Here is a 21,940-nt window from a genome sequence, read left to right as displayed (position 1 = left end):
ATCGTCTGACGGTCGGTCGCTATCGCGCCGCAAGCCGCTCTCACGCAACGCCATCACCGCAGCCCGCAGCCCGCAGCCGGGATCATCCCAACAAGGAGCGCAGCCCGGCGATGGCATCCTGGCCCCGGGCCTGCTTCTTGTCCGGGTCCTCCTTGTCGGCGCGCCCTTCCCAGTCGAGGGCATCGGCGGGCAGTTCGTCGAGGAAGCGGCTCGGCGCGCAGTCCATCAGTTCGCCGTAGGCCTTGCGCTGACGCGCCAGGGTCAGGGTCAGGGTGCGCCGCGCCCGGGTGATGCCCACATAGGCCAGGCGACGCTCCTCCTCCACGGTGCCGGCCTCGATGGCGTTGCGGTGGGGCAGCAGCTCCTCCTCGAGCCCCATCAGGTAGACGTGGGGGAACTCCAGCCCCTTGGAGGCGTGCATGGTGAGCAACTGCACCCGGTCGGAGTCGTCCTCCTCGGCCTGCTGCTCGAGGATATCGCGCAGCACCAGGCGTGAGATGGCGGCCTCGACACCCTCGGTCTCGGTTTCCTCGCTCGCCGTGGTCTCTTCCGGCTCGCGCTGCATCGATTTCTCGAGCTGGTCGATCAGGATCCAGACGTTGGCCATGCGCCGCTCGGCGATGGTCGGGGCGCTGGCGTTCTGGTAGAGCCACGCCTCGTAGTCCATCTCGCGGATCATCTCGCGGATGGCGGCGATGGCATCGCCCTGATCCATGCGCCGGCGCACGCCATCGATGAAGTGGGTGAAACGCGACAGCCGTTCCACGGCCCGCGTGGGCAGCACCTGCTCCAGGCCCAGTTCGTGACAGGCGGCGAACAGCGAGATGCCGCGCCCGGTGGCCTGATCGTTGGCATAGTTGGCGAGCTTCTCCAGGGTGCCGGGGCCGATCTCCCGGCGCGGCACATTGACGATGCGCAGGAAGGCGTTGTCGTCGGCCGGGTTGATCAGCAGGCGCAGGTAGGCCATGGCGTCCTTGATCTCGTTGCGCGAGAAGAAGGAGGTGCCGCCGGAGAGCTTGTAGGGGATCTGGTAGTGCTGCAGTTTCAGCTCGAGCAGCCGGGCCTGGAAGTTGCCGCGGTAGAGCACCGCGAAGTCGCGCCACTCGGCGCGCTCCTTGATGCGTCGGGTGAGGATCTCGCTGGCCACCCGCTCGGCTTCGGCCTCCTCGTGGCGGTTGACCACCACGCGGATCGCCGCACCCTCGCCCATTTCCGACCACAGCGTCTTGTCGTAGACGTGGGGGTTGTTACTGATCAGGGTGTTGGCGGCGCGCAGGATGGTACCGGTGGAGCGGTAGTTCTGTTCCAGCTTGATGACATTGAGACGCGGGAAGTCCTCGCCCAGGGTCACCAGGTTCTCCGGCCGGGCGCCGCGCCAGGCATAGATCGACTGGTCGTCGTCGCCGACCACGGTGAAGGTCTTGCGCTCGCTCATCAGCAACTGGACCAGCTGGTACTGGCTGACGTTGGTGTCCTGGTACTCGTCCACCAGCATGTAGTGGATCTTGCGCCGCCACCGGGCGAGTGCCTCGGGGTCGTCGCGCAGCAGCACCACCGGCAGCAGGATCAGGTCGTCGAAATCGACGGCGTTATAGGCCTTGAGGTGGCGGCCGTAGGCCTCGAAGACCCGGGCGGCGAACAGCTCGTCGTCGTCGGCGGCGTGGGAGAGCGCCTGGCCGGGCAGGATCAGGTCGTTCTTCCACTGGGAGATCTGGTGCTGGACCCGGTTGATCTGATCGGCGTCGACCTGGGCATCCTTGTTCATCAGGTCGCGCAGCAGCGCCTTGGCGTCCTCGGGGTCAAACAGCGAGAAGCCGGGCTTGTAGCCCAGCGCCTTGAGCTCGCCGCGGATGATGTTGAGCCCCAGGGTGTGGAAGGTGGAGACGGTCAGGCCGTGCCCCTCGCGCCCCTTGAGCATCGATCCCACCCGCTCCTTCATCTCGCGTGCGGCCTTGTTGGTGAAGGTCACGGCGGCGATACGTCGCGCGCTCATGCCGCACTCCTGCACCAGGTAGGCGATCTTGGTGGTGATCACGCTGGTCTTGCCGGAGCCGGCGCCGGCCAGCACCAGGCAGGGGCCGTCGATGTAGCGCACCGCCTCCTGCTGACGGGGGTTCAACTTGGCCAGGCGCTGCTTGATCGACATCGCTTACTCCTCCAGGGGACCGATGGTCACGGATCCCGACGGTCCGGCCCCCGGCAGGCCGGCTCCCGCGAATCCCAGCTGGCGCCAGGCCTCGAAGACGACCACCGCGCAGGCGTTGGAGAGGTTGAGGCTGCGGCTCTCGGGCAGCATGGGAATCCGCAGGCGCCGGGATTCAGGCAGGGCGTCGAGCATCGCCTGGGGCAGGCCGCGGGTCTCGGGGCCGAACACCAGGACATCCCCCTCTCGATAGGCCGGCTCATGATAGCCGGTCCGCCCCCGAGTCGATACGGCGAACACCCGCTCGGGTGCCACCGCATCGAGAAAGGCGCGCCAGTCGGGATGTGTCGTCACCCGGGCCCACTCGTGGTAGTCGAGCCCGGCACGCCGCAACCGCTTGTCGTCGAGTTCGAAGCCCAGTGGTTCGATCAGGTGCAGGCGGAAGCCGGTGTTGGCACACAGCCGGATCAGGTTGCCGGTGTTGGGGGCGATCTCCGGCTGGTAGAGGACGATATCGAGCATGGGATTCCTGCCGGGGGGCGCAACGCAGTCGGGCCCCATCCGGGGCCCGAGGCGAAAGGCACGGGAGCGGCTCAGAAGGAGAGACGTACGCCCACCAGGGGGCCGCTGTCCAGGGTGCGCGAAGAACTGCCGCGGTCGCCGTCGAAATCGGCGCGCAGCGCCCGATAGCCGACATAGCCGTCGACGTTGGGGGTGAAGGCGTAGCGGGCCCGCACACCCAGCTCGTAGCCGTCGTCCAGGTCGCGGGTGTTGACCACGCTCGGGGTGTAGAAGCCATACCCCCCAAGCGAGAGCGCCGGCATGGCGGGTACATAGGCATAGCCGTAGCCACCGAGGCCCAGGCCGCCGCCCTTGCCGTGGTCGGTGTCGAATTGGGTCCAGCGGGCGCCCACGCCGACATCATACTCGGCGGTGCGCTCCACGCCGAGCAACTGGGCATGGAAGGCCGTGGCATCGCGACGGTAGTCGCTGTCGATCACGCCACCGCCCAGGGCGATACCGTCGGTGATTTCGCTGGCCGCCTCGAACTGCACGGCGTCCTCGCTGAGGTTGAGGTCCAGGCTGGCGGTCTGGGCCTGGGCGAGGGTTGTAAAGCCCAGCAGCGCCGCTCCGGCGATGGTGATGATGACCAGTCTCATGTCACTCTCCTTGTCCACCCGGTGGGCATGACTGCTGTGAATCGACATCAGCGGCCCGCACGCCGTAGCGCTCGCGATAGTCACGGATGGCCGCCGCATGGCCCTGGAGTTCATCGCCTGCATGCTGTTCAAGATAGGCCAGTACCATGTCCAGCGTCACGATACTGATCACCGGCATGCCGTAGCTCGCCTCGACCTCCTGGATGGCGCTCTTCGCGCCGTTGCCGCGCTCCTGGCGGTCCAGGGCGATGACCACGCCGGCGGCGCGGGCTCCCGCGGCCTCGATCAGGCCCATCACCTCGCGAATGGCGGTGCCGGCGGTGATCACGTCGTCGATGATCAGGATATCACCGGCCAGTTCGGCGCCGACGATGCTGCCCCCCTCGCCATGGGCCTTGGCTTCCTTGCGGTTGAAGGCGTAGGGCAGGTCGCGATCATGATGGTCGGCCAGGGCCACGGCGGTGGTGGCGGCCAGCGGAATGCCCTTGTAAGCGGGGCCGAACAGCACGTCGATTGCCAGGCCGCTGTCGGCGATGGCGCGGGCGTAGAAGCGGCCGAGGCGGGCCAGGGCCCGGCCGGTGCGGAACAGCCCGGCGTTGAAGAAATAGGGACTGACCCGACCCGACTTGAGGGTGAACTCGCCGAAGCGCAGCACGCCCTGGTCGATGGCGAACTCGATGAACTCTCGCTGGTAGGCTTGCAACTCGCCGTCCTGTTGCCTGGGCACGCCGTTACTCTCCACCTCGGCCTCTCTTATCATGTTCATGGGCAAAGGCCATTTACCCAAACGTCGCAACGTCGGGTATCATACACGCGCGACGCAAAAGGGACCATGTATGAAAATCGCCACCATCAATGTCAACGGCATCCGGGAGGCCGTCGGTCGAGGCTTTCTCGACTGGCTGGCCAGCCAGGATGCCGATGTCGTCTGCGTACAGAACCTCAAGGCCAAGAGCTTCGAGCTGGACGACAGCATCCTCTACCCGGAAGGCTACGAGGGCTACTTCCTCGACGCCGAGCAGGACGGCTTCTCCGGGGTGGGGCTCTACTGCCGCAAGATCCCCAAGGCCATCATGTACGGCCTGGGCTTCCCGCAGTGCGACCACGAGGGCCGCTTCCTGCAGGCCGACTACGATCGCTTCAGCATCGCCAGCTTCCTGATGCCCGACGGCAGCGATCCGACCGCCAAGCAGACCTTCATGGCCCAGTATCAGGAGTACCTGGCCAAGATGGCCCGCAAGCGCCGGGAATACATCATCTGCGGCACCTGGCACATCGCCCACAAGACCATCGACCTGGAGAACTGGGCGGATAACCAGACCACGCCCGGCTTCAGACCCGAGGAGCGGGCCTGGATGGACCAGGTGTTCGGCCCTACCGGCTTCATCGACACCTTCCGCGAGATCAACCGCGACGCCGGCGAATACACCTGGTGGCCGAAGCTCGACCAGGAAGTGCCGCGTTCGCGCCAGGAAGGCTGGCGCATCGACTACCAGGTGGTGGGCCCCAACTTCCGCCGCCACGTGGTGGATGCCTGGATCGACACCGACGCCACCTTCTCCGAGTTCGCCCCGCTGATCGTCGAGTACGACCTGACGCTCTGATCGCGCCCTTCGTCGCCGTTCCGGCCCGTCTGGAACGCAACACGCCGGCCCAGGGGCCGGCGTGCTGCATTTGCAGGGTGCTGGAAAGGGCCGCCGGCTCAGCCGCGGATTCCCAACGCCTCACGCTGGTGGCCGAACAGCTCGGCCCCCGCCTGCTCGGCCAGATCGAGCATGGCGTCGAGCTCCACACGGGAGAAGGTACCCGCCTCGGCGGTGCCCTGCACCTCGATCATCCCGCCGCTCTCGGCCATCACCACGTTCATGTCGGTATCGGCGCCGCTGTCCTCGGGATAGTCGAGGTCGACCACCGGCACGCCCTTGAAGATGCCCACCGACACCGAGCTGACCAGCTGCACGAAGGGATCGCCCTTGATCTTCTTTTCGCGCTGCAGGTAGCGGATGGCGTCGATCAGTGCCACGCAGCCACCGGTAATCGAGGCGGTGCGGGTGCCGCCATCGGCCTGGATGACGTCGCAGTCCACGGTGATGGTGAACTCGCCGAGCTTCTTGAGGTTGACCGCTGCGCGCAGCGAGCGACCGATCAGCCGCTGGATCTCCAGGGTACGCCCGCCCTGCTTGCCCCGGGCCGCCTCGCGGCCGCCGCGGGTATGGGTGGCGCGGGGCAGCATGCCGTACTCGGCGGTGACCCAGCCCTGATTCTTGCCGCGCAGCCAGCGCGGTACCCCGGCCTCGACACTGGCGTTGCACAGCACCCGGGTATCACCGAACTCCACCAGCACCGAGCCCTCGGCGTGGCGGGTATAGTCACGGGTCAGGCGGATCTCGCGGGGCTGGTCGGGCTGTCGTCCACTGGGGCGCATAGAACCTCTCGTCGTTCGAATGAGCGTCACGGCCGGGGTCGGCCAGGGGCCGCCATTCTACACCCTTAATCGGTTACACTGGGCCTTCACCGCCGCGACGCAACAGGAGTTCCCATGGCTCACAGCATGACCGCCTTCGCCCGCCTGAGCCGGGAGGCCGACTGGGGCAGCCTGCAACTGGAGCTGCGCTCGGTGAACCAGCGCTATCTCGATCCCCACTTCCGCCTGCCGGAGAGCCTGCGTGACCTGGAGCCGATGTTCCGCGAGGCGCTGCGCTCGCGCCTGGCGCGCGGCAAGGTGGAGTGCACCCTGCGCTTCGAGCCGGCCAGCGGCGCGGCGACCCTGACCGTCAGTCGCGAACGCCTCGAGGCCCTGGCCGCGGCGCTGGACGAGGTGCGTGGGGTGGTGAGCGACGCTCCCATGCCCGACGCCCTGGCGCTGCTCGATCACCCCGGCGTGCTCGACGCCCAAGGCCCGGATCTCGAGGCCGTCAAGGCCGAGGCCACGGCACTGTTCCATGCCGCCCTCGACGACCTGCTCGCCGGCCGTGCCCGGGAGGGCGACAAGCTGGCGGTCATGATCCGCGAACGGCTGGCGGCGGTGAACGCCCAGGTGGCTGAGGTGCGCCGGCTGATGCCGGAGATCCTCGAGCGCCAGCGTGCCCAACTGCTGGAGCGCCTCGAGGCCGTCAAGGCCGACCTCGACCCCCAGCGGCTCGAGGCCGAGCTGGTGCTGCTGGCCCAGAAGGCCGACGTCGACGAGGAGCTCGACCGCCTGGCGACCCATGTCGGCGAGGTCGAGCGCCAGCTGGGCCAGCAGGGGCCCGTGGGACGGCGCCTCGACTTCCTGATGCAGGAACTCAACCGCGAGGCCAACACCCTCTCCTCCAAGGCGGTGGTCGCCAGCACCACGCGCTGCGCGGTCGAGCTCAAGGTGCTGATCGAGCAGATGCGCGAGCAGATCCAGAACATCGAGTAACGGCCGATGACGGCAAGCCAGGCGCCACCACGACGTACGACTGCCCCCGCCGCATCGGGCCTGCTGTGGGCGGTCGCGGCTGCCGTCAGTCTTGCCCTGGTGCCGTTGCCGGGCTGGGGGCAAGAAGCGTCCCCCGCCGGCGACGCCACCATCGTCGTCGGCGGGGATCACTACCATCCTCCGTACGAGTTTCTGGACGACGAGGGCCTGCCGGCCGGCTACAACGTCGAGTTGACCCGGGCCATCGCCGAGGTGATGGGGCTCGAGGTACGCATCGAGCTGGATACCTGGAGCGAGGTCAGGCGCGGCCTGGAGAGCGGCGAGATCGATATCCTCCAGGGCATGTCCTACTCCGACGAACGCGCCGGGCGGTTCGATTTCGCTCCGCCCCACGCCATCGTCCATCAGTCGATCTTCGCCCGTCGTGGCGACCCGATAGTCGCGGTAGAGGAGTTGCGCGACAAGGAGGTGATCGTCCAGCGCGGCGACATCATGCACGACTACCTGATCGAGCATGAGGTGGGGGCCCGGCTGTTCCCCACGGACACCCACGCCGATGCCTTGCGCCTGCTCGCCGCCGGCCAGCACGACTACGCGCTGGTGGCCAACCTGCCGGCACTCTATCTCAGCCGGGAGCTGGGGTTGACCAATCTCGGGCCGGTGGCACGCCCTTTCTCGCTGCGCTACGGCTACGCGGTGAAGCAAGGCAACTCGAACCTGCTCGCCCAGTTCAGCGAAGGGCTCGCCATTCTCAAGAACACCGGCCGCCACCAGGCAATCTACGACAAGTGGCTGGGCCCCCTGGAAAGCTCGGACGGCATTCCCTGGAAGAAGATCGGCCAGGTGGGGGCGGCGGTCTCGGGGCTCCTGCTGCTGATCCTGGGCGGCATCGTGGTCTGGAACCGCATGCTCAAGAAGGAGGTGGCGAGCCGCACCGAGGAGCTGCGGCTGCATCAGCAGCAACTGATCCAGGCCGACAAGATGACCTCCCTGGGCATCCTGGTGTCCGGTGTGGCACACGAGATCAACAACCCCAGCAGCCTGCTGCTGCTGAACCTGCCGGTGCTGCGCGACGCCTATGCCGATGCCGCGCCCATCCTCGACGCGCACTACCGCACGCACGGCGATTTCATGCTCGGCGGGCTGGCCTATTCCCGGATGCGCGAGGAGATCCCGCCGATGCTCGACGAGATGCTGGAAGGTACCCAACGCATCAAGCGCATCGTCGGCGACCTCAAGGATTTCGCCCGGCAGGGCCGTGTCGACCTGGGCGAGACCCTGGATCTCAACGAGGTGGTCACCACCGCCGTGCGCCTGGTCGACAATTCGATTCGCAAGGCCACCAGCCGCTTCGAGACGCACTACGCCAGCGACCTGCCGCCGCTCGAGGGCAACGCCCAGCGCATCGAGCAGGTCGTGATCAACCTGGTGTTGAACGCCTGCCAGGCCCTGGAGAGCACGGACCAGGGCATCTTCCTGACGACACGCCATGATCCGACCAGGGGGGTGGTACTGGAAGTCCGCGACCAGGGCAGGGGCATCGATGCCGAGGCGTTGAGCCGACTGACGGACCCGTTCTTCACCACCCGCCGCGAGTGCGGCGGTACCGGGCTGGGGCTGTCCGTGTCCGCCGGCATCGTGCGCGAGCACCATGGTAGCCTGGCGTTCGACTCCCGGCCCGGCGAAGGGACGACCGTCACTCTCATTCTGCCGGCATCGGCACAGCCGGCTCGGGAAGCCACCTCCCGGCAGCCGCTGCCGGTCTGAATGGCCGTGACGCCCGCGCACCGTGACACATCGCGAAACTCTCGACAGTAGGTGGGTGAAGCGCCCGATGACGAACAACCTCTACCCCTCCTTCGGCCTGCTGCTCGTCGACGACGAGCCCTCCTTCCTGCGCAGCCTGAGCATCGCGCTGGAGCGCTCCGGCGGCATCACCAACATCCACCGCTGCCGGGACAGCCGGGAGGTGCTGACGCTTCTGGCACGCGAGAACATCGGCCTGGTGACCCTCGACCTGACCATGCCCCACCTCTCGGGCGAGCAGCTGTTGGCCCGCATCGTCGAGGAACATCCGGATATCGATGTCATCGTGATCAGCGGGCTGAACCAGGTGGAAACGGCCGTGAACTGCATCAAGCTGGGCGCCTTCGACTACTTCGTCAAGACCGACGAGGAAGGCCGGCTGCTCGAGGGCATCAAGCGTGCCATTCGCCTGCAGGAGCTGCGCCAGGAGAACCAGGAACTGCGCAAGCGCTTCCTCTACGATACCCTCGAGCACCCCGAGGCCTTCGCCCATATCATCACCGCCGACAAGGGCATGCGTTCGGTTTTCCAGTACCTGGAGTCGGTGGCGCCAACCAGCCAGCCGCTGCTGATCGGTGGCGAGAGCGGCGTGGGCAAGGAACTGATCGCCCGCGCCGCCCATGCGCTGAGTGGCCGCGAGGGCCCGCTGGTGGGCGTCAACGTCGCGGGGCTGGACGACAACGTCTTCGCCGACACCCTGTTCGGCCATCAGCGTGGCGCCTTCACCGGCGCCGATCGGCCACGCGCCGGCATGATCGAGCAGGCCGCCGGCGGCACGCTGTTCCTCGACGAGATCGGCGATCTCAGCATGGCCTCCCAGGTGAAGCTGCTGCGCCTGCTCCAGGAGGGGGATTACTACCCGCTCGGCAGCGATCGTCCCAAGCGCCTGCGGGCACGGGTCGTGGTGGCGACCCACCAGGACCTGGACGAGAAGCAGCGCCAGGGTGAGTTTCGCAAGGACCTCTACTACCGCCTGCGCACGCATCAGGTCCTTGTTCCGCCACTACGGCAACGCAAGCAGGACATCCCGCTGCTGCTGGAGCACTTCCTCGCCGAAGCGGCCGACGAGCTCGGCAAGAGCAAGCCGACCTTCCCGGCGGAACTGCCCGTGCTGCTCGCCAACTACGACTTCCCCGGCAATGTCCGCGAGCTGCGCGCCATGGCCTTCGATGCCATGAGCGTGCATCGATCCAGGACGCTGTCCATGGAGGTCTTCAAGCGTGCCACCCGGCAGGCATGCCAGGATTCGCCTCTGGACGGTGCCGCCGAGCGGGCCGTGTTCGCCTCCGACGAGCCGCTGCCGACGCTGAACGAGGTCGCCGACCTGTTGGTACAGGAAGCGATGCGGCGTGCCGAAGGTAACCAATCCATCGCCTCGCGCCTGCTGGGGATATCCCAGCCGGCGCTGAGCAAGCGGTTGAAGAAGCGGCGCGCCGAACCCCTATAACCCTGGCAATACCCATAACGATGGTTATAGCCAATGCAACCCATTGTATAAAAAGCCTTTTCCATGATCACAGGGCTTGGTCGGCCCCCTCTGGTTATACCCCTTCGCCAGGGATCGCTTACCGCCTCTTGCCGAATATTCCCGATATAACAACTGGTTAGATAGACCTACAGGGTTGGCATGCCCCTTGCTCTTTCATGATCCGGGCTCGCCACGACGAGCCGGCTTCACTACACGCGAGCAAGAGGTTAGACCCACCATGCCAACAACAATGACGACCGCCGCCACGCTGCGGACCCCATCGCGCTCCCTTCCCCCGACAACCTCAGAGGGGGAGGCATGATGCTGGAGCTGATCAACGACATCCTGTGGGGTAAGGTGCTGATCGTGCTGCTGATCGCGGTCGGCATCGGCTTTACCCTGGCCTCCCGGTTCGTCCAGTTTCGTTATTTCACTCGAATGTTCCGGATCCTGAGCGCCAGCCAGGCGTTCAAGCGGGACACGCATGGCCATCTGAGCTCCTTCCAGGCCCTGCTGCTGTCCGTCGCCGGCCGCGTCGGTGGCGGCAACATCGCCGGGGTGGCGGTGGCGATCACCCTCGGCGGCCCGGGGGCCATCTTCTGGATGTGGCTGGTCGGCCTGATGGGCATGGCCACCAGCTATCTCGAATGCACCCTCGCCCAGGCGTACAAGACGGCGCAGCCCGACGGCACGTATCGCGGTGGTCCGGCGTATTACATTGCCCGCGGGCTCGGCAGCCGATGGCACTGGCTGGCGGCCCTCTATTCGGTGTTGTTGCTGGTCACCTTCGGCTTCGGCTTTACCGCCCTGCAATCCTACGCCGTCGCGACTTCCGTCAATGACGCCTTCGGCATACCGGTCACCTACACCGGCATCGCCCTTGCCGTGATCGTCGGCCTGATCATCTTCGGAGGTGTCAAGCGGATCGCCCGGGTGGCGGAAGTGGTGGTGCCGGTCATGGCAGCCGGTTATCTGCTGATTGCCATCGTGGTGCTGAGCACGAACGTCACCCGGATTCCCGAGGCGATCCTGCTGATCGTCAATAGTGCCTTCGGCCTCGAGCAGGCGATCGGCGGCGGTGTCGGCGCGGCCATCCTGATGGGGGTCAAGCGCGGCCTGTTCTCCAACGAGGCGGGGCTGGGCAGCGCGCCGAACGTGGCGGCGGTCGCCTATGTGCCACACCCGGCCAACCAGGGCATCGTCCAGGCCTTCTCGGTGTTCATCGATACCCTGATCATCTGTTCGGCCACCGCCTTCATCATCCTGCTCAGCGGTGTCTACGATCCGGCATCCGGTGCCGATATCGGCGGGGTGGCCCTGACCCAGGCCTCACTCGCCGATCATGTGGGCGAATGGGGACGCAGCTTCGTCAGTGTCGCGCTGCTCATGTTCGGCTTCAGCACCATCCTCTACAACTACTACCTCGGGGAAAACAGCATCAACTTCCTGAGTGACCAGAACAAGATGTTGTTCAACCTGTTCCGGGTCGCCGTCATCGGCCTGTGTAGCTGGGGGGCGATCACCGATCTGGGTACCGTATTCGCCTTTGCCGACGTGACCATGGGCTTCCTGGCCCTGGCCAACCTCGTTGCCCTGATCCTGCTGCTCAAGCCGGGCCTGCGTTTCATGCGCGACTTCGACGAGCAGATCGAGGCGGGTATCGAGCAGCCGATCTTTGACGCCGGCAAGTTCGCCGACCTGAGCATCGATCCCGCGGCCTGGGACATCGAGCCCGAGGACCGGCAGCGGCTGCAGCGGACACCGGCCGTCACGCCTCCCTCCACCTGAGCGGGTAACCAGCACCCGCGTTGCGTCCGGCCCGGCAGCGACCATGTCGCTCCGGGCCGGCTTCCCTTATCGCTTGCCACTTGTGCAACTACGCCTGACAACCTGGTGCCTGAACGCATGGTGAAGATGCAGGATTGGGTAGACGAGATAAACGAGCGGGCCAGAACGAAGCTCGGAACAGGTCGCGTCGCCGACTACATCCCGGCGCTGGCGGAGCAGGATGCCAGCCGCTTCGGCATCACGATCTGTACCAACGAGGGCGAGATCTTCGCCGCGGGCGACGCGCGGGAGGCGTTCTCGATCCAGAGCATCGCCAAGGTCCTGCTGCTCACCCTGGCCTTGCGTACCCACGGCGAGGCGCTGTGGGAGCGCGTGGGCCTCAATCCCTCGGGCATGCCGTTCAACTCCCTGACCCAGCTCGAGGCGGAGCGCGGCAAGCCGCGCAATCCCTTCATCAATGCCGGCGCCATCGTGATCGCCGACCACCTGGTCAGCGGCTTCGCCACCCCCTCGAAGCATATCCAGGACATCGCCAGGGCTCTGTCCGGCAACACCTCGATCCTGATCGACAGGCACGTGCTGGCGTCGGAATGGCAGCACCGCGCCCGAAATGCCGCCATGGCCTACCTGATGAAGGCCTTCGGCAATATCGACAACGATGTCGACGCTGTCCTCGACGCCTATTTCTCCTGCTGCTCGCTACGCATGAGCTGCCGCGACCTCGCCGTCGCCATGAACTACCTGGCCGCAGACGGCCACGCCCTGATGACCGGCAAGTCGTTCATCCCCCCGGACCTGGCGCGCCGGATCAATTCGATCATGTTCACCTGCGGCATGTACGATGCCGCGGGTGACTTCGCCTACCGCGTGGGGCTACCCGCCAAGAGTGGCGTCGGCGGCGGCATCGTCGCCATCGTGCCCGGCCGGCTGTCGGTCTGTGCCTGGTCCCCGGCGCTCGACGACAACGGCAACTCGGTGGCGGCCCAGTACGCGCTGGAGCTTTTCACCGAGAAGCTGGGCGAACGCTTCGGCAGGAATCCGGCGGCGACGGGGTAGAAGCGGCGAGGCAATGTGCGATAATGCGCGTTTCCCCTCGAATCGTCGCAACCGGACGCATGCCCATGGCCCAAGGTACCCTCTTCATCATTTCCGCCCCCTCCGGTGCCGGCAAGACCAGCCTGGTGCGCGAGCTGATCGAGAGCCTCGACGGCATCCAGGTCTCGGTCTCGCACACCACCCGCGAGCGCCGGCCCGGTGAGGTGGACGGCGTCAACTACCACTTCGTCGACGTGCCGGACTTCGAGGCGATGATCGAGCGGGGCGAGTTCTTCGAGTATGCCCGGGTGTTCGACAACTACTACGGCACCTCCCGCCCGGCGGTGGAAGCCATGCTGGACGCTGGCCAGGACGTCATCCTGGAGATCGACTGGCAGGGTGCCCGTCAGGTGCGCAGCCAGCTGCCCGAGGCCGTCTCGATCTTCATCCTGCCGCCCTCCCGCAGCGAGCTGGAGCACCGCCTGGCCAGCCGTGGCACCGACGAGCATGCGGTGATCGCCCGGCGCATGCGTGAGGCGGTCAACGAGATGTCGCACCACGACGAGTACGACTACCTGGTGATCAACGATGACTTCACCACCGCCCTGCGCGAGCTCCAGTCGCTGGTCATCGCCAGCCGCCTGACCCGTGAGCGAATCCGCGAGCGTCATGGTCCGCTGCTCGCGGCGCTTTTATCCTGACCCCAGCCGCAGGCGCTTGTCATGACCCCCAGACGCAGGCGCTTGTCATGGCCCCAGCCGCAGGCGCTTATCCCGAAACCCCGCCGCGGCGCTTGTCAGGGGAGCCGGGCGTCGAGTAACCTATCGGGTCTATCCATAGGTGGAATCTCCGCCCGCGATCACCCTCGCCGGGGGCCGGCGTCGATTCCCTACCAGCATTCAGGAAGGCATCCATGGCGCGAGTCACAGTCGAAGATTGTCTGGAAAACGTCGAAAACCGCTTCAAGCTGGTGATGATCTCCACCCAGCGAGCCCGCCAGCTGGCCCGCGGCTCCCGCGATGCCCTGTTGCCCTGGGAGAACGACAAGGCCACCGTCATGGCCCTGCGCGAGATCGCCGAAGGCCTGATCGACGAGAACGTGCTCGACGAACCGGTCGAAGCGCCGGTGCGCATCCGTCGCGAACCCGAGCCAGGCTTTGCCGGCGAGGAGTGATCCCGCACGACGGCGTCCCGCCGTCTCACTTCGCAGGGCACTCACGCAGGATTCAGGGCGCGCCGCATGTTCACCATCGATGACCTGGCCGACCGTCTCGGCGGCTACCTCCCCCAGGACGAGATCCAGCAGGTCAAGCGTGCCTTCTACTATGCCGAGCAGGCCCACGACGGCCAGCGGCGTCGCTCCGGTGAGCCCTATGTGACGCATCCCCTGGCGGTGGCCAATATCCTGGCCAATATGCACATGGACCATCAGAGCCTGATGGCTGCCATGCTGCACGACGTGATCGAGGACACCGGGGTCGGCAAGGAGGCCCTGGCCGAACAGTTCGGCAAGCCGGTGGCGGAGCTGGTCGACGGCGTCTCCAAGCTGACCCAGATCACCTTCGAGGACAAGGCGGTCGCCCAGGCCGAGAACTTCCAGAAGATGGTGCTGGCGATGTCGTGGGACATCCGGGTGATCATCGTCAAGCTCGCCGACCGCCTGCACAACATGCGTACCCTGGGCGCCCTGCGTCCCGAGAAGAAGCGCCGCATCGCCCGCGAGACGCTCGAGATCTACGCCCGCATCGCCAGCCGGCTGGGCATCAACACCATCCGGGTGGAGCTCGAGGACCTCGCCTTCCAGGCCCTGCACCCGATGCGTGCCGAGCGCATCAAGCGCGCCGTTTCCAGCGCCCGCGGCCACCGCCGCTCGGCGATCCGCCAGATCCAGAACGCCCTGCAGACGAGCCTCGACGACGAGGGGCTGTCCGGCACCGTGGTCGGCCGCCAGAAGCACCTGCTGTCGATCTACAAGAAGATGCGCGACCAGCGCAAGCCCTTCGCCGAGATCATGGATGTCTTTGGCTTTCGCATCATCACCGAGGACGTCGACAGCTGCTATCGCATCCTCGGCGTGGTGCACAACCTCTACAAGCCGGTCCCGGGGCGCTTCAAGGACTACATCGCCATCCCCAAGGCCAACGGCTACCAGAGCCTGCACACCACCCTGTTCGGCAGCGGCGGCATGCCCATCGAGGTGCAGATCCGCACCCGCGAGATGGAGGCCATGGCCAACAACGGCATCGCCGCCCACTGGCTCTACAAGGCCGGCCAGACCGAGCACCCCATCGCCGAGGGCAGCCATGCCCGGGCCCGGGCCTGGGTCAAGGGGCTGCTGGAGATGCAGCGCCACGCCGGGGATTCGCTGGAGTTCATCGAGCACGTCAAGAACGACCTCTTCCCCGACGACATCTACGTCTTCACCCCCAAGGGCGACATCATGGAGCTGCCCCAGGGCGCCACGGTGATCGATTTCGCCTACAGCGTGCATACCGACATCGGCAACAGCTGCATCGCCTGTCGCATCGACCGCCACCTGGCGCCACTCTCCACCCGCCTCGAGAGCGGCCAGACCCTGGAGATCATCACCGCCCCCGGGGCCAAGCCCAACCTCGCCTGGCTCAACTTCGTGGTCACCGCCAAGGCACGCTCGGCGATCCGCCATGCCCTGAAACACCAGCAGCAGACCGAGGCGGTACAGCTCGGCCGCCGGCTGCTCAACAAGTCCCTGGCCGACTTCGAGACCAGCCTGGAAGAGCTGCCCGAGGGGCCGCTCCGGACCCTGCTGGCCGAGCTCTCGCTGAAGAACGACGATGCCCTGCTGGAGTCCATCGGGCTGGGCACCCGGGTCGCCCATGTGGTGGCCCGTCGCCTGATCGACCTGCAGCATGGCGAGGCGCGCGAGGCGACGGATCGCCAGGGGCGCTCCCATGGCCCCGTCGTGATCAGCGGTGCCGAGGGCATGGTGATCAAGTTCGCCCGCTGCTGCCATCCGCTGCCCGGCGACCCGGTGATCGGCCATCTCTCGGTGGGCAAGGGGATCGTGGTGCATCGCACCGAGTGCCGCAACCTCGGTGAGCTGGGGAGCGATCCGGACAAACTGTTCGCCCTGGAGTGGTCCGACGAGATCGACGAGGACTTCCCCGTCGCGTTGCGGCTGGAAATGGAGAGTCGCCGCGGTCTGGTGGCCGAACTCGCCGGGCTGGTCACCGATGCCGAGGCCAACATCGAGCGCATTGGTATCGAGGAGCGTGACGCCCGGCTGTCGATCGTTAACCTGACCCTGGCAGTACGCGATCGCGTACATCTGGCCAGGATCATCAAGCGCTTGCGCAACCTGTCCCATATCGGCAGGATCTCGCGCGTCGGCAACTGAGGCATTCCCTGAGCGGCCCGCCCTCGTCGCCACGAGGGCGGGTCACCTATTCATCGGCGACCCTGGGTGGAACGCCCTCGATCATCGAACGACAACGCGGAGAACTCCCATGAGCAACAAGGCAGTGATCAATACCGACAAGGCGCCCGCCGCCATCGGTCCCTACTCCCAGGCCATCAAGGCCGGTAACACCGTCTACCTCTCCGGCCAGATCCCGCTCGACCCGGCCACCATGGAGATCGTCTCCGACGACTTCGAGGCCCAGGCCCGCCAGGTCTTCACCAACCTGCAGGCCGTGTGCGAGGAGGCCGCCGGCTCGCTCGGCGAGATCGTCAAGATCAACCTCTACCTGGTCGACCTGGGCAACTTCACCATCGTCAACAAGGTGATGGAGGAGTTCTTCACCGCTCCCTTCCCGGCCCGCGCCGCGGTGGGGGTGAAGGCGCTGCCCAAGGGCGCCCAGTTCGAGGCGGAAGCTGTCATGGTCATCGGCGATTGAGACTCTTCCTGGCGCTGGTGCCGCCGCCCGCAGTGCGGGCGCGGCTCGGCGAGCTGGCGGATACCGCCCACGCCCGTTGCGGCGGGCGGCGCGTGCCGGACGCGAGCCTGCACCTGACCCTGGCCTTCCTCGGCGAGGTGCGCGAGGCGCAGGCCACCGAGCTGGCCGACTGGGCGCGCGCGCTGGCGGTCGCGCCCGGCCGCTGGCGGCTCGATCACTGGGGCAGCTTCCGGCGACCGGGAATCGTCTGGGTCGGGGCTCGCCGCCCCGACACGGCGCTCCAGGCGCTGCACGGCCGGCTGTGGGACGGCCTGGAGCGGCGTGGCCTGACGAGCCGCCCGGCCAGCTTCGTGCCCCATATCACCCTGCTGCGGCATGCCGCCTCCCTCGAGACCGGCGAACTGCCGCACGTGCGGCTCGACTGGCCCTATAATCAGCTTGAGCTGATTCACTCCATCATCGACGATCGGGGCGCTCGCTATATCACCCTGGCGCGGTCGGGAGCCGCCTGATTCGTCGGTGGAAAACCAAGAGGGGGAAGGGAATGTCCCGCAAGGCAGGCAGGGCGACCATCGTCGGGATCGCGGCACTCCTGGGTAGCGGCCCGGTCATGGCCGATGGCGCCGTGGCCGCCGGCGCCACCAGCGAGTCCACGGTGGCTCTGAAGGCCGAGGTCGATCGCCTGATCGGGCTCGAGCGTTTCCATCCCCGCCTCGACCTGCGGTTGGCCACCGGTCTGCTGCTGCTGTCGAGTCGCGAACAGGATGGCAATGCCGCCTGGCTGCTCTCGCCGGCGCTGCGCTACACCTTCGCCGGCGAGCATGGCGTGTTCCTCGAGGGCGGCATCGGTGCGGCCCTGTTCCTGGAGACCCGCCTGGGCGCCCGGGAGCTCTCCACCGCCTTCCAGTTCGAGGATCGCGTGGCGCTGGGCCTGCCATGGGCCGGCGGCGAACTCTCGCTGGCCCTGACGCACTACTCCAACGCCGGGATCAAGCATCCCAATGACGGCTTCGAGACCCTGACGCTGGGCTACCGCTTCTCGCTGTGAGCCCGAATCGCCAGGGAGCCGCCAGGGGCGGTCAGGCCTTCTCGGGCAGGAAGCCGCCTTCCTTGAGCACCTGGGTATAGCCCTCGCGGTAGCTGGGGTAGCGGAAGACGTAGCCACTCTCGAGCAGTCGGGTGTTGTCGCAGCGCTTGCTGGCCCGACGACGCAGTGGCGACTGGATGGTCTCGGTGGCCTGGACCTTGAGCTGCTGCGCCAGCCAGGTCATGACCTCATGCAGCGGCGCCGGCTCGCAGTCGCTGGCGAGATAGAGCTCATGGAGCCGTTCGCCGGCCAGGGCCAGGTCGATCAGGTGTGCCAGCACCCCGGCACAGTCGTCGCGATGGATGCGATTGGAGTACATCGGCGGACTGGCCGGGGCGATGCGTCCTTCGCTCACCTGGCGGATCAGGCGGTCGCGACCGGGACCGTAGATGCCCGAGAAGCGTACCGCGGTGCCCGGCAACGCGTGATCGATCAGCGCCTGCTCGGCCGTGCGCATCAGCTGTCCGGAGAAGCCGGAGGGGGCGGTGGGGCTGGCCTCGTCGACCACCTCGCCCCCTTGCTGGGCGTAGACGCTGGTGGAGGAGACGAAGAAGACGTGCCGCGGCGGCTTGGGACGACCGGCGTACTCGGCCAGTACGGCCTTGAGCCCATCGGGATAGGCCGCGCGATAGGCCTCCTCGTCGAAGTGATCGGCGCTGACCACATAGACCAGTACGTCGGCATCGGGGAGTTCGGCCAGGGCCGGGGCATCGCCGAGGTCCATGGACACGGCCTCGAGGCCGCTGTCGTCCAGGGCCGTGGCATTGCGCCGCACGCCGACCACCCGCTGGCCCGCTTGCCGAAGGCGTCGTCCCAGGGCCGTGCCGATATCGCCACAGCCAAGAATGAGTGTCGTTGTCTTCACCTTTCCTTCGCCCCCTGATAAAAAGTCCCTATTGGCATTATTCTGTCCCTGTGCATTGCGCTCCCGTGCCTCGGGACAACCCCCGTATCGAGAGGATGCCTACCGGCACCAAGATGACTCTAACAGAACTTCGCTACATCGTAACCCTGGCCCAGGAACGCCACTTCGGGCGTGCCGCCGAGCGCTGCTTCGTTTCCCAGCCGACCCTGTCGGTGGCGGTCAAGAAGCTCGAGGAGGAACTGGGCGTGGCGCTGTTCGAGCGTTCGAAGTCCACCGTGCAGGTCACGCCCCTGGGCGAGAAGATCGTCGAACAGGCCCAGCGCGTGCTCGAACAGAGCAGTGTGATCAAGGAACTGGCCACGTCCGGCCGCGACCAGCTGGCCAGCCCCCTGCGCCTCGGCGCCATCTACACCATCGGCCCCTACCTCTTCCCGCACCTGGTGCCGGCACTGGCGGCCAGCGCCCCCCAGATGCCGCTCTACATCGAGGAGGGCTTCACCGGCAACTTGAGGCGCAAGCTGAGAAACGGAGAGCTGGATGCCATCATCATTGCCCTGCCGTTCACCGAGACCGACGTGGTCACCAAGGCGCTCTACGCGGAGGAGTTCGAGGTGCTGATTCCGGCCGATCACCCCTGGGCCGAGCGACGGAGCATCGACAAGGAGGACCTCCTCGACGAACGCCTGCTACTGCTCGGGGAGGGCCACTGCTTCCGCGACCAGATCCTCGAGGCCTGTCCGGCCATCAGCCACAAGCTCAACAGCCCCAGCAACACCCTCACCGCCGAAGGCGGCTCCCTGGAGACCATCCGTCACATGGTCGCCTCCAAGCTGGGCATCACGGTGCTGCCACGCTCGGCGATCGGCACCGGCCACTACGAGAGCGGCCTGCTGACCAGCCGGCCCTTCAACCCGCCGTCCCCCTCGCGTACCGTGGCCATCGCCTGGCGGGCCAGCTTCCCGCGGCCCCGGGCCATCGATGCCGTGACCGACGCCATCGCCCGCTGCCGTGAGGTCGAACTCGAGCCGGCATGAGCGCTGACATCACCGCTCTTGACGCGCCGGTCACATCGCTCCAGGGGGTCGGTGAAGCGCTGGCGCTGAAGCTGGCACGCCTGCGCATCGACAGCGTCGCCGACCTGCTGTTTCACCTGCCGCTGCGCTATCAGGATCGTACCCGCATCACCCCCATCGGTACCCTGCGCGCCGGGCACGAGGCGGTGGTGGAGGGCGAGGTGGTGGCCGGCGAGGTGGTCCGCGGCCGACGGCGCAGCCTGCTGGTACGACTGCGCGACGGGTCCGGCATCCTCAGCCTGCGCTTCTTCCACTTCTCGCCGGCCCAGCAGCAACAGTTCCATGCCGGTGTGCGGGTGCGCTGCTTCGGCGAGGCCCGGGCCGGCGCCACCGGACTCGAGCTCTATCATCCGGAATATCGGCTGCTCAGCGCCGAGGCCCCGCCGGTGGAGGATCACCTCACCCCCATCTATCCCGCCACCGAGGGCCTGCACCAGACCCGCCTCCGCGCCCTGATCGAGCAGGCGATCGAGCGGCTCGCCGCCGCCCCGGAGGCGCTGCCCGACTGGATTCCCGAGCCCCTGCGCACGCGTTTCGGCCTGCCCGAGCTGCATCACAGCCTGAGGGTGCTGCACCAGCCACCGCCGGATGCCGACCCGGAACAGCTCGCCGGTGGCCGCCACCCGGCCAGCCGGCGCCTGGCGCTGGAGGAGCTGCTCGCCCACCAGCTCAGCCTGCGCGAGGTACGCCTGCGCATCCAGGAGGACGGGGCGCCCCGCCTCCCCGGCGGGCGTAGCCTGCAGGCGCGCTTCCTCACCCAGCTGCCCTTCTCGCTGACCGGCGCCCAGCGCCGCGTGCTCGACGAGATCGGCGCCGACCTGGCCCGCGAGGTCCCCATGCTGCGCCTGGTACAGGGCGACGTGGGCTCGGGCAAGACGGTGGTGGCGGCCATGGCCGCGCTGTCGGCCATCGCCGGCGACTGCCAGGCGGCGATGATGGCGCCCACCGAGCTCCTCGCCGAGCAGCATTATCGCGCCTTTCGCGCCTGGTTCGAGCCACTCGGCATCGAGGTCGCCTGGCTGGCCGGCAAGCTCAAGGGCAAGGCGCGCCTCGACACCAAGGCGGCGATCCTCGACGGCCGGGCGCGCATGGTGGTGGGCACCCACGCCCTGTTCCAGGGCGACGTGCATTTCCAGCGCCTGGGGTTGGCCATCGTCGACGAGCAGCACCGCTTCGGTGTGCACCAGCGCCTGGCGCTGCGCGAAAAGGGCGAGGCCGGCGGCCTGACCCCGCACCAGCTGGTGATGACCGCCACCCCCATTCCTCGCACCCTGGCGATGAGCGCCTATGCCGACCTGGATGTCTCGGTGATCGACGAGCTGCCCCCCGGCCGCACCCCGGTGAAGACGGTGGTGGTGCCCGACGAGCGCCGCCCCGAGGTGGTGGCGCGTATCCGCCACGCCTGCGCCGGGGGCCGCCAGGCCTACTGGGTCTGCACCCTGATCGAGGAGTCCGAGGCGCTGCAGTGCCAGGCCGCCGAGGCGACCCGCGACGAACTCACCGAGGCGCTGCCGGAGCTTTCCATCGGCCTGGTCCACGGGCGCATGAAGGCCGGCGAGAAGGCCGAGGTGATGGACGCCTTCAAGGCCGGCGAGCTCGACCTGCTGGTGGCCACCACGGTGATCGAGGTGGGCGTCGACGTGCCCAACGCCAGCCTGATGATCATCGAGAACCCCGAGCGGCTGGGGCTCTCCCAGCTGCACCAGCTACGCGGCCGGGTCGGGCGCGGCTCGACCGAGAGCTTCTGCGTGCTGCTCTACCATGGGCCCCTGTCGGCCCACTCCCGCGAGCGCCTGGCGGTGATGCGCGAGACCACCGACGGCTTCCGCATCGCCGAGAAGGACCTGGCGCTGCGCGGCCCCGGCGAGGTGCTGGGCACCCGCCAGACGGGGCTCGCCCAGATGAAGATCGCCGACCTGGAACGCGACGCCGACCTGCTCGAGCGGGTCTCGCCGCTGGCCGAGGCGCTGCTCGCCACCCACCCCGAGGCCAGCCGGCCGCTGATCCGCCGCTGGCTGGGCGAAGCGGCCGGGCGCTACGGGCAAGTGTAGCGCCCACCGGACCGACCCTGCCGACCCCGTGAGTGGTTGTGATGACATTCCCTCCGGGGTGGCTCGCGGCTGTGAAGTGATGAAACGAGGAGTGTTTTCTGGAGCCGAGGAAAAGGAAATTGCGGCGATTTAATTAGTCGATAAAACAGGCACATTTTTTACATAGCTATTCGCTCCTTACATGGA

Annotated in this window: 20 protein-coding genes; 14 read left to right on the top strand and 6 right to left on the bottom strand. The window is 67.2% G+C overall.

The window, feature by feature from the left end; translation table 11 throughout:
- Positions 1–82: 82 nt before the first annotated feature.
- The 4 genes from rep to pyrE form a co-directional block, all read right to left on the bottom strand.
- Entirely contained in the window at positions 83–2,146 is a 2,064-nt protein-coding gene (gene rep / locus AC5W54_RS00670; RefSeq protein WP_495960139.1) for a DNA helicase Rep, read from the bottom strand.
- A 3-nt stretch (positions 2,147–2,149) separates the two neighbouring features.
- Positions 2,150–2,665, bottom strand: a complete 516-nt coding sequence (trmL, locus tag AC5W54_RS00665) for a tRNA (uridine(34)/cytosine(34)/5-carboxymethylaminomethyluridine(34)-2'-O)-methyltransferase TrmL (RefSeq protein ID WP_495960138.1) — start codon at positions 2,663–2,665, stop codon at positions 2,150–2,152.
- A 71-nt stretch (positions 2,666–2,736) separates the two neighbouring features.
- Positions 2,737–3,303, bottom strand: a complete 567-nt coding sequence (locus tag AC5W54_RS00660) for a YfaZ family outer membrane protein (protein WP_495960137.1) — start codon at positions 3,301–3,303, stop codon at positions 2,737–2,739.
- A 1-nt stretch (position 3,304) separates the two neighbouring features.
- The gene (pyrE, locus tag AC5W54_RS00655; protein WP_495960436.1) at positions 3,305–4,063 is read right to left on the bottom strand and encodes an orotate phosphoribosyltransferase; all 759 of its coding nucleotides are present in this window, start codon (positions 4,061–4,063) and stop codon (positions 3,305–3,307) included.
- 76 nt (positions 4,064–4,139) lie between these two features.
- On the opposite strand from pyrE, the gene AC5W54_RS00650 reads away from it, so the two are divergent.
- The gene (locus AC5W54_RS00650) at positions 4,140–4,907 is read left to right on the top strand and encodes an exodeoxyribonuclease III (RefSeq protein WP_495960136.1); all 768 of its coding nucleotides are present in this window, start codon (positions 4,140–4,142) and stop codon (positions 4,905–4,907) included.
- A gap of 98 nt (positions 4,908–5,005) precedes the next feature.
- On the opposite strand, the gene rph is transcribed toward AC5W54_RS00650, so the two are convergent.
- Positions 5,006–5,728, bottom strand: coding sequence for a ribonuclease PH (rph, locus tag AC5W54_RS00645; protein ID WP_495960135.1), 723 nt, complete (start codon positions 5,726–5,728; stop codon positions 5,006–5,008).
- Between the two features lie 114 nt (positions 5,729–5,842).
- On the opposite strand from rph, the gene AC5W54_RS00640 reads away from it, so the two are divergent.
- From AC5W54_RS00640 to AC5W54_RS00590, 11 genes are all read left to right on the top strand, one after another.
- Positions 5,843–6,706, top strand: a complete 864-nt coding sequence (locus AC5W54_RS00640; RefSeq protein WP_495960134.1) for a YicC/YloC family endoribonuclease — start codon at positions 5,843–5,845, stop codon at positions 6,704–6,706.
- Between the two features lie 6 nt (positions 6,707–6,712).
- Positions 6,713–8,473 (top strand): transporter substrate-binding domain-containing protein, encoded by a 1,761-nt coding sequence (locus AC5W54_RS00635; RefSeq protein ID WP_495960133.1) that lies wholly within the window; start codon positions 6,713–6,715, stop codon positions 8,471–8,473.
- Between the two features lie 67 nt (positions 8,474–8,540).
- A complete protein-coding gene (locus tag AC5W54_RS00630) occupies positions 8,541–9,959 on the top strand; it encodes a sigma-54-dependent transcriptional regulator (protein ID WP_495960132.1) in 1,419 nt (472 codons plus the stop codon).
- 342 nt (positions 9,960–10,301) lie between these two features.
- Positions 10,302–11,768 carry an alanine/glycine:cation symporter family protein gene (locus tag AC5W54_RS00625; RefSeq protein ID WP_495960435.1) on the top strand — a complete coding sequence of 489 codons (1,467 nt, stop codon included), beginning with the start codon at positions 10,302–10,304 and terminating at the stop codon, positions 11,766–11,768.
- A 117-nt stretch (positions 11,769–11,885) separates the two neighbouring features.
- Positions 11,886–12,824, top strand: coding sequence for a glutaminase B (gene glsB / locus AC5W54_RS00620; protein WP_495960131.1), 939 nt, complete (start codon positions 11,886–11,888; stop codon positions 12,822–12,824).
- 65 nt (positions 12,825–12,889) lie between these two features.
- Positions 12,890–13,504 (top strand): guanylate kinase, encoded by a 615-nt coding sequence (gmk, locus tag AC5W54_RS00615; RefSeq protein WP_495960130.1) that lies wholly within the window; start codon positions 12,890–12,892, stop codon positions 13,502–13,504.
- Positions 13,505–13,716: 212 nt separating this feature from the next.
- On the top strand, positions 13,717–13,977 hold the full coding sequence (gene rpoZ / locus AC5W54_RS00610; protein ID WP_495960129.1) for a DNA-directed RNA polymerase subunit omega: 261 nt from the start codon (positions 13,717–13,719) through the stop codon (positions 13,975–13,977).
- Positions 13,978–14,043: 66 nt separating this feature from the next.
- Complete coding sequence (locus AC5W54_RS00605) at positions 14,044–16,179, top strand: RelA/SpoT family protein (protein ID WP_495960128.1); 2,136 nt, start codon at positions 14,044–14,046, stop codon at positions 16,177–16,179.
- A gap of 109 nt (positions 16,180–16,288) precedes the next feature.
- A complete protein-coding gene (locus tag AC5W54_RS00600) occupies positions 16,289–16,678 on the top strand; it encodes a RidA family protein (RefSeq protein ID WP_495960127.1) in 390 nt (129 codons plus the stop codon).
- Complete coding sequence (gene thpR / locus AC5W54_RS00595) at positions 16,675–17,190, top strand: RNA 2',3'-cyclic phosphodiesterase (RefSeq protein ID WP_495960126.1); 516 nt, start codon at positions 16,675–16,677, stop codon at positions 17,188–17,190. Before AC5W54_RS00600 ends, thpR begins: the two co-directional genes overlap by 4 nt.
- 32 nt (positions 17,191–17,222) lie before the next feature.
- The gene (locus AC5W54_RS00590) at positions 17,223–17,726 is read left to right on the top strand and encodes an acyloxyacyl hydrolase (RefSeq protein ID WP_495960125.1); all 504 of its coding nucleotides are present in this window, start codon (positions 17,223–17,225) and stop codon (positions 17,724–17,726) included.
- A 31-nt stretch (positions 17,727–17,757) separates the two neighbouring features.
- Here AC5W54_RS00590 and AC5W54_RS00585 read toward each other — a convergent pair whose 3' ends face one another.
- Positions 17,758–18,630, bottom strand: coding sequence for an SDR family oxidoreductase (locus tag AC5W54_RS00585; protein ID WP_495960124.1), 873 nt, complete (start codon positions 18,628–18,630; stop codon positions 17,758–17,760).
- A gap of 113 nt (positions 18,631–18,743) precedes the next feature.
- On the opposite strand from AC5W54_RS00585, the gene AC5W54_RS00580 reads away from it, so the two are divergent.
- Together AC5W54_RS00580 and recG are read left to right on the top strand one after the other, a co-directional pair.
- Complete coding sequence (locus tag AC5W54_RS00580) at positions 18,744–19,664, top strand: hydrogen peroxide-inducible genes activator (protein WP_495960123.1); 921 nt, start codon at positions 18,744–18,746, stop codon at positions 19,662–19,664.
- Positions 19,661–21,754 (top strand): ATP-dependent DNA helicase RecG, encoded by a 2,094-nt coding sequence (recG, locus tag AC5W54_RS00575; RefSeq protein WP_495960122.1) that lies wholly within the window; start codon positions 19,661–19,663, stop codon positions 21,752–21,754. Before AC5W54_RS00580 ends, recG begins: the two co-directional genes overlap by 4 nt.
- Positions 21,755–21,940: the final 186 nt, after the last annotated feature.

This window comes from Halomonas sp. LMYGS-3, from assembly GCF_059509875.1.
The sequence above is the reverse complement of the archived record's forward strand: the minus strand, read 5'-3'. Positions and strand labels throughout refer to the sequence as shown.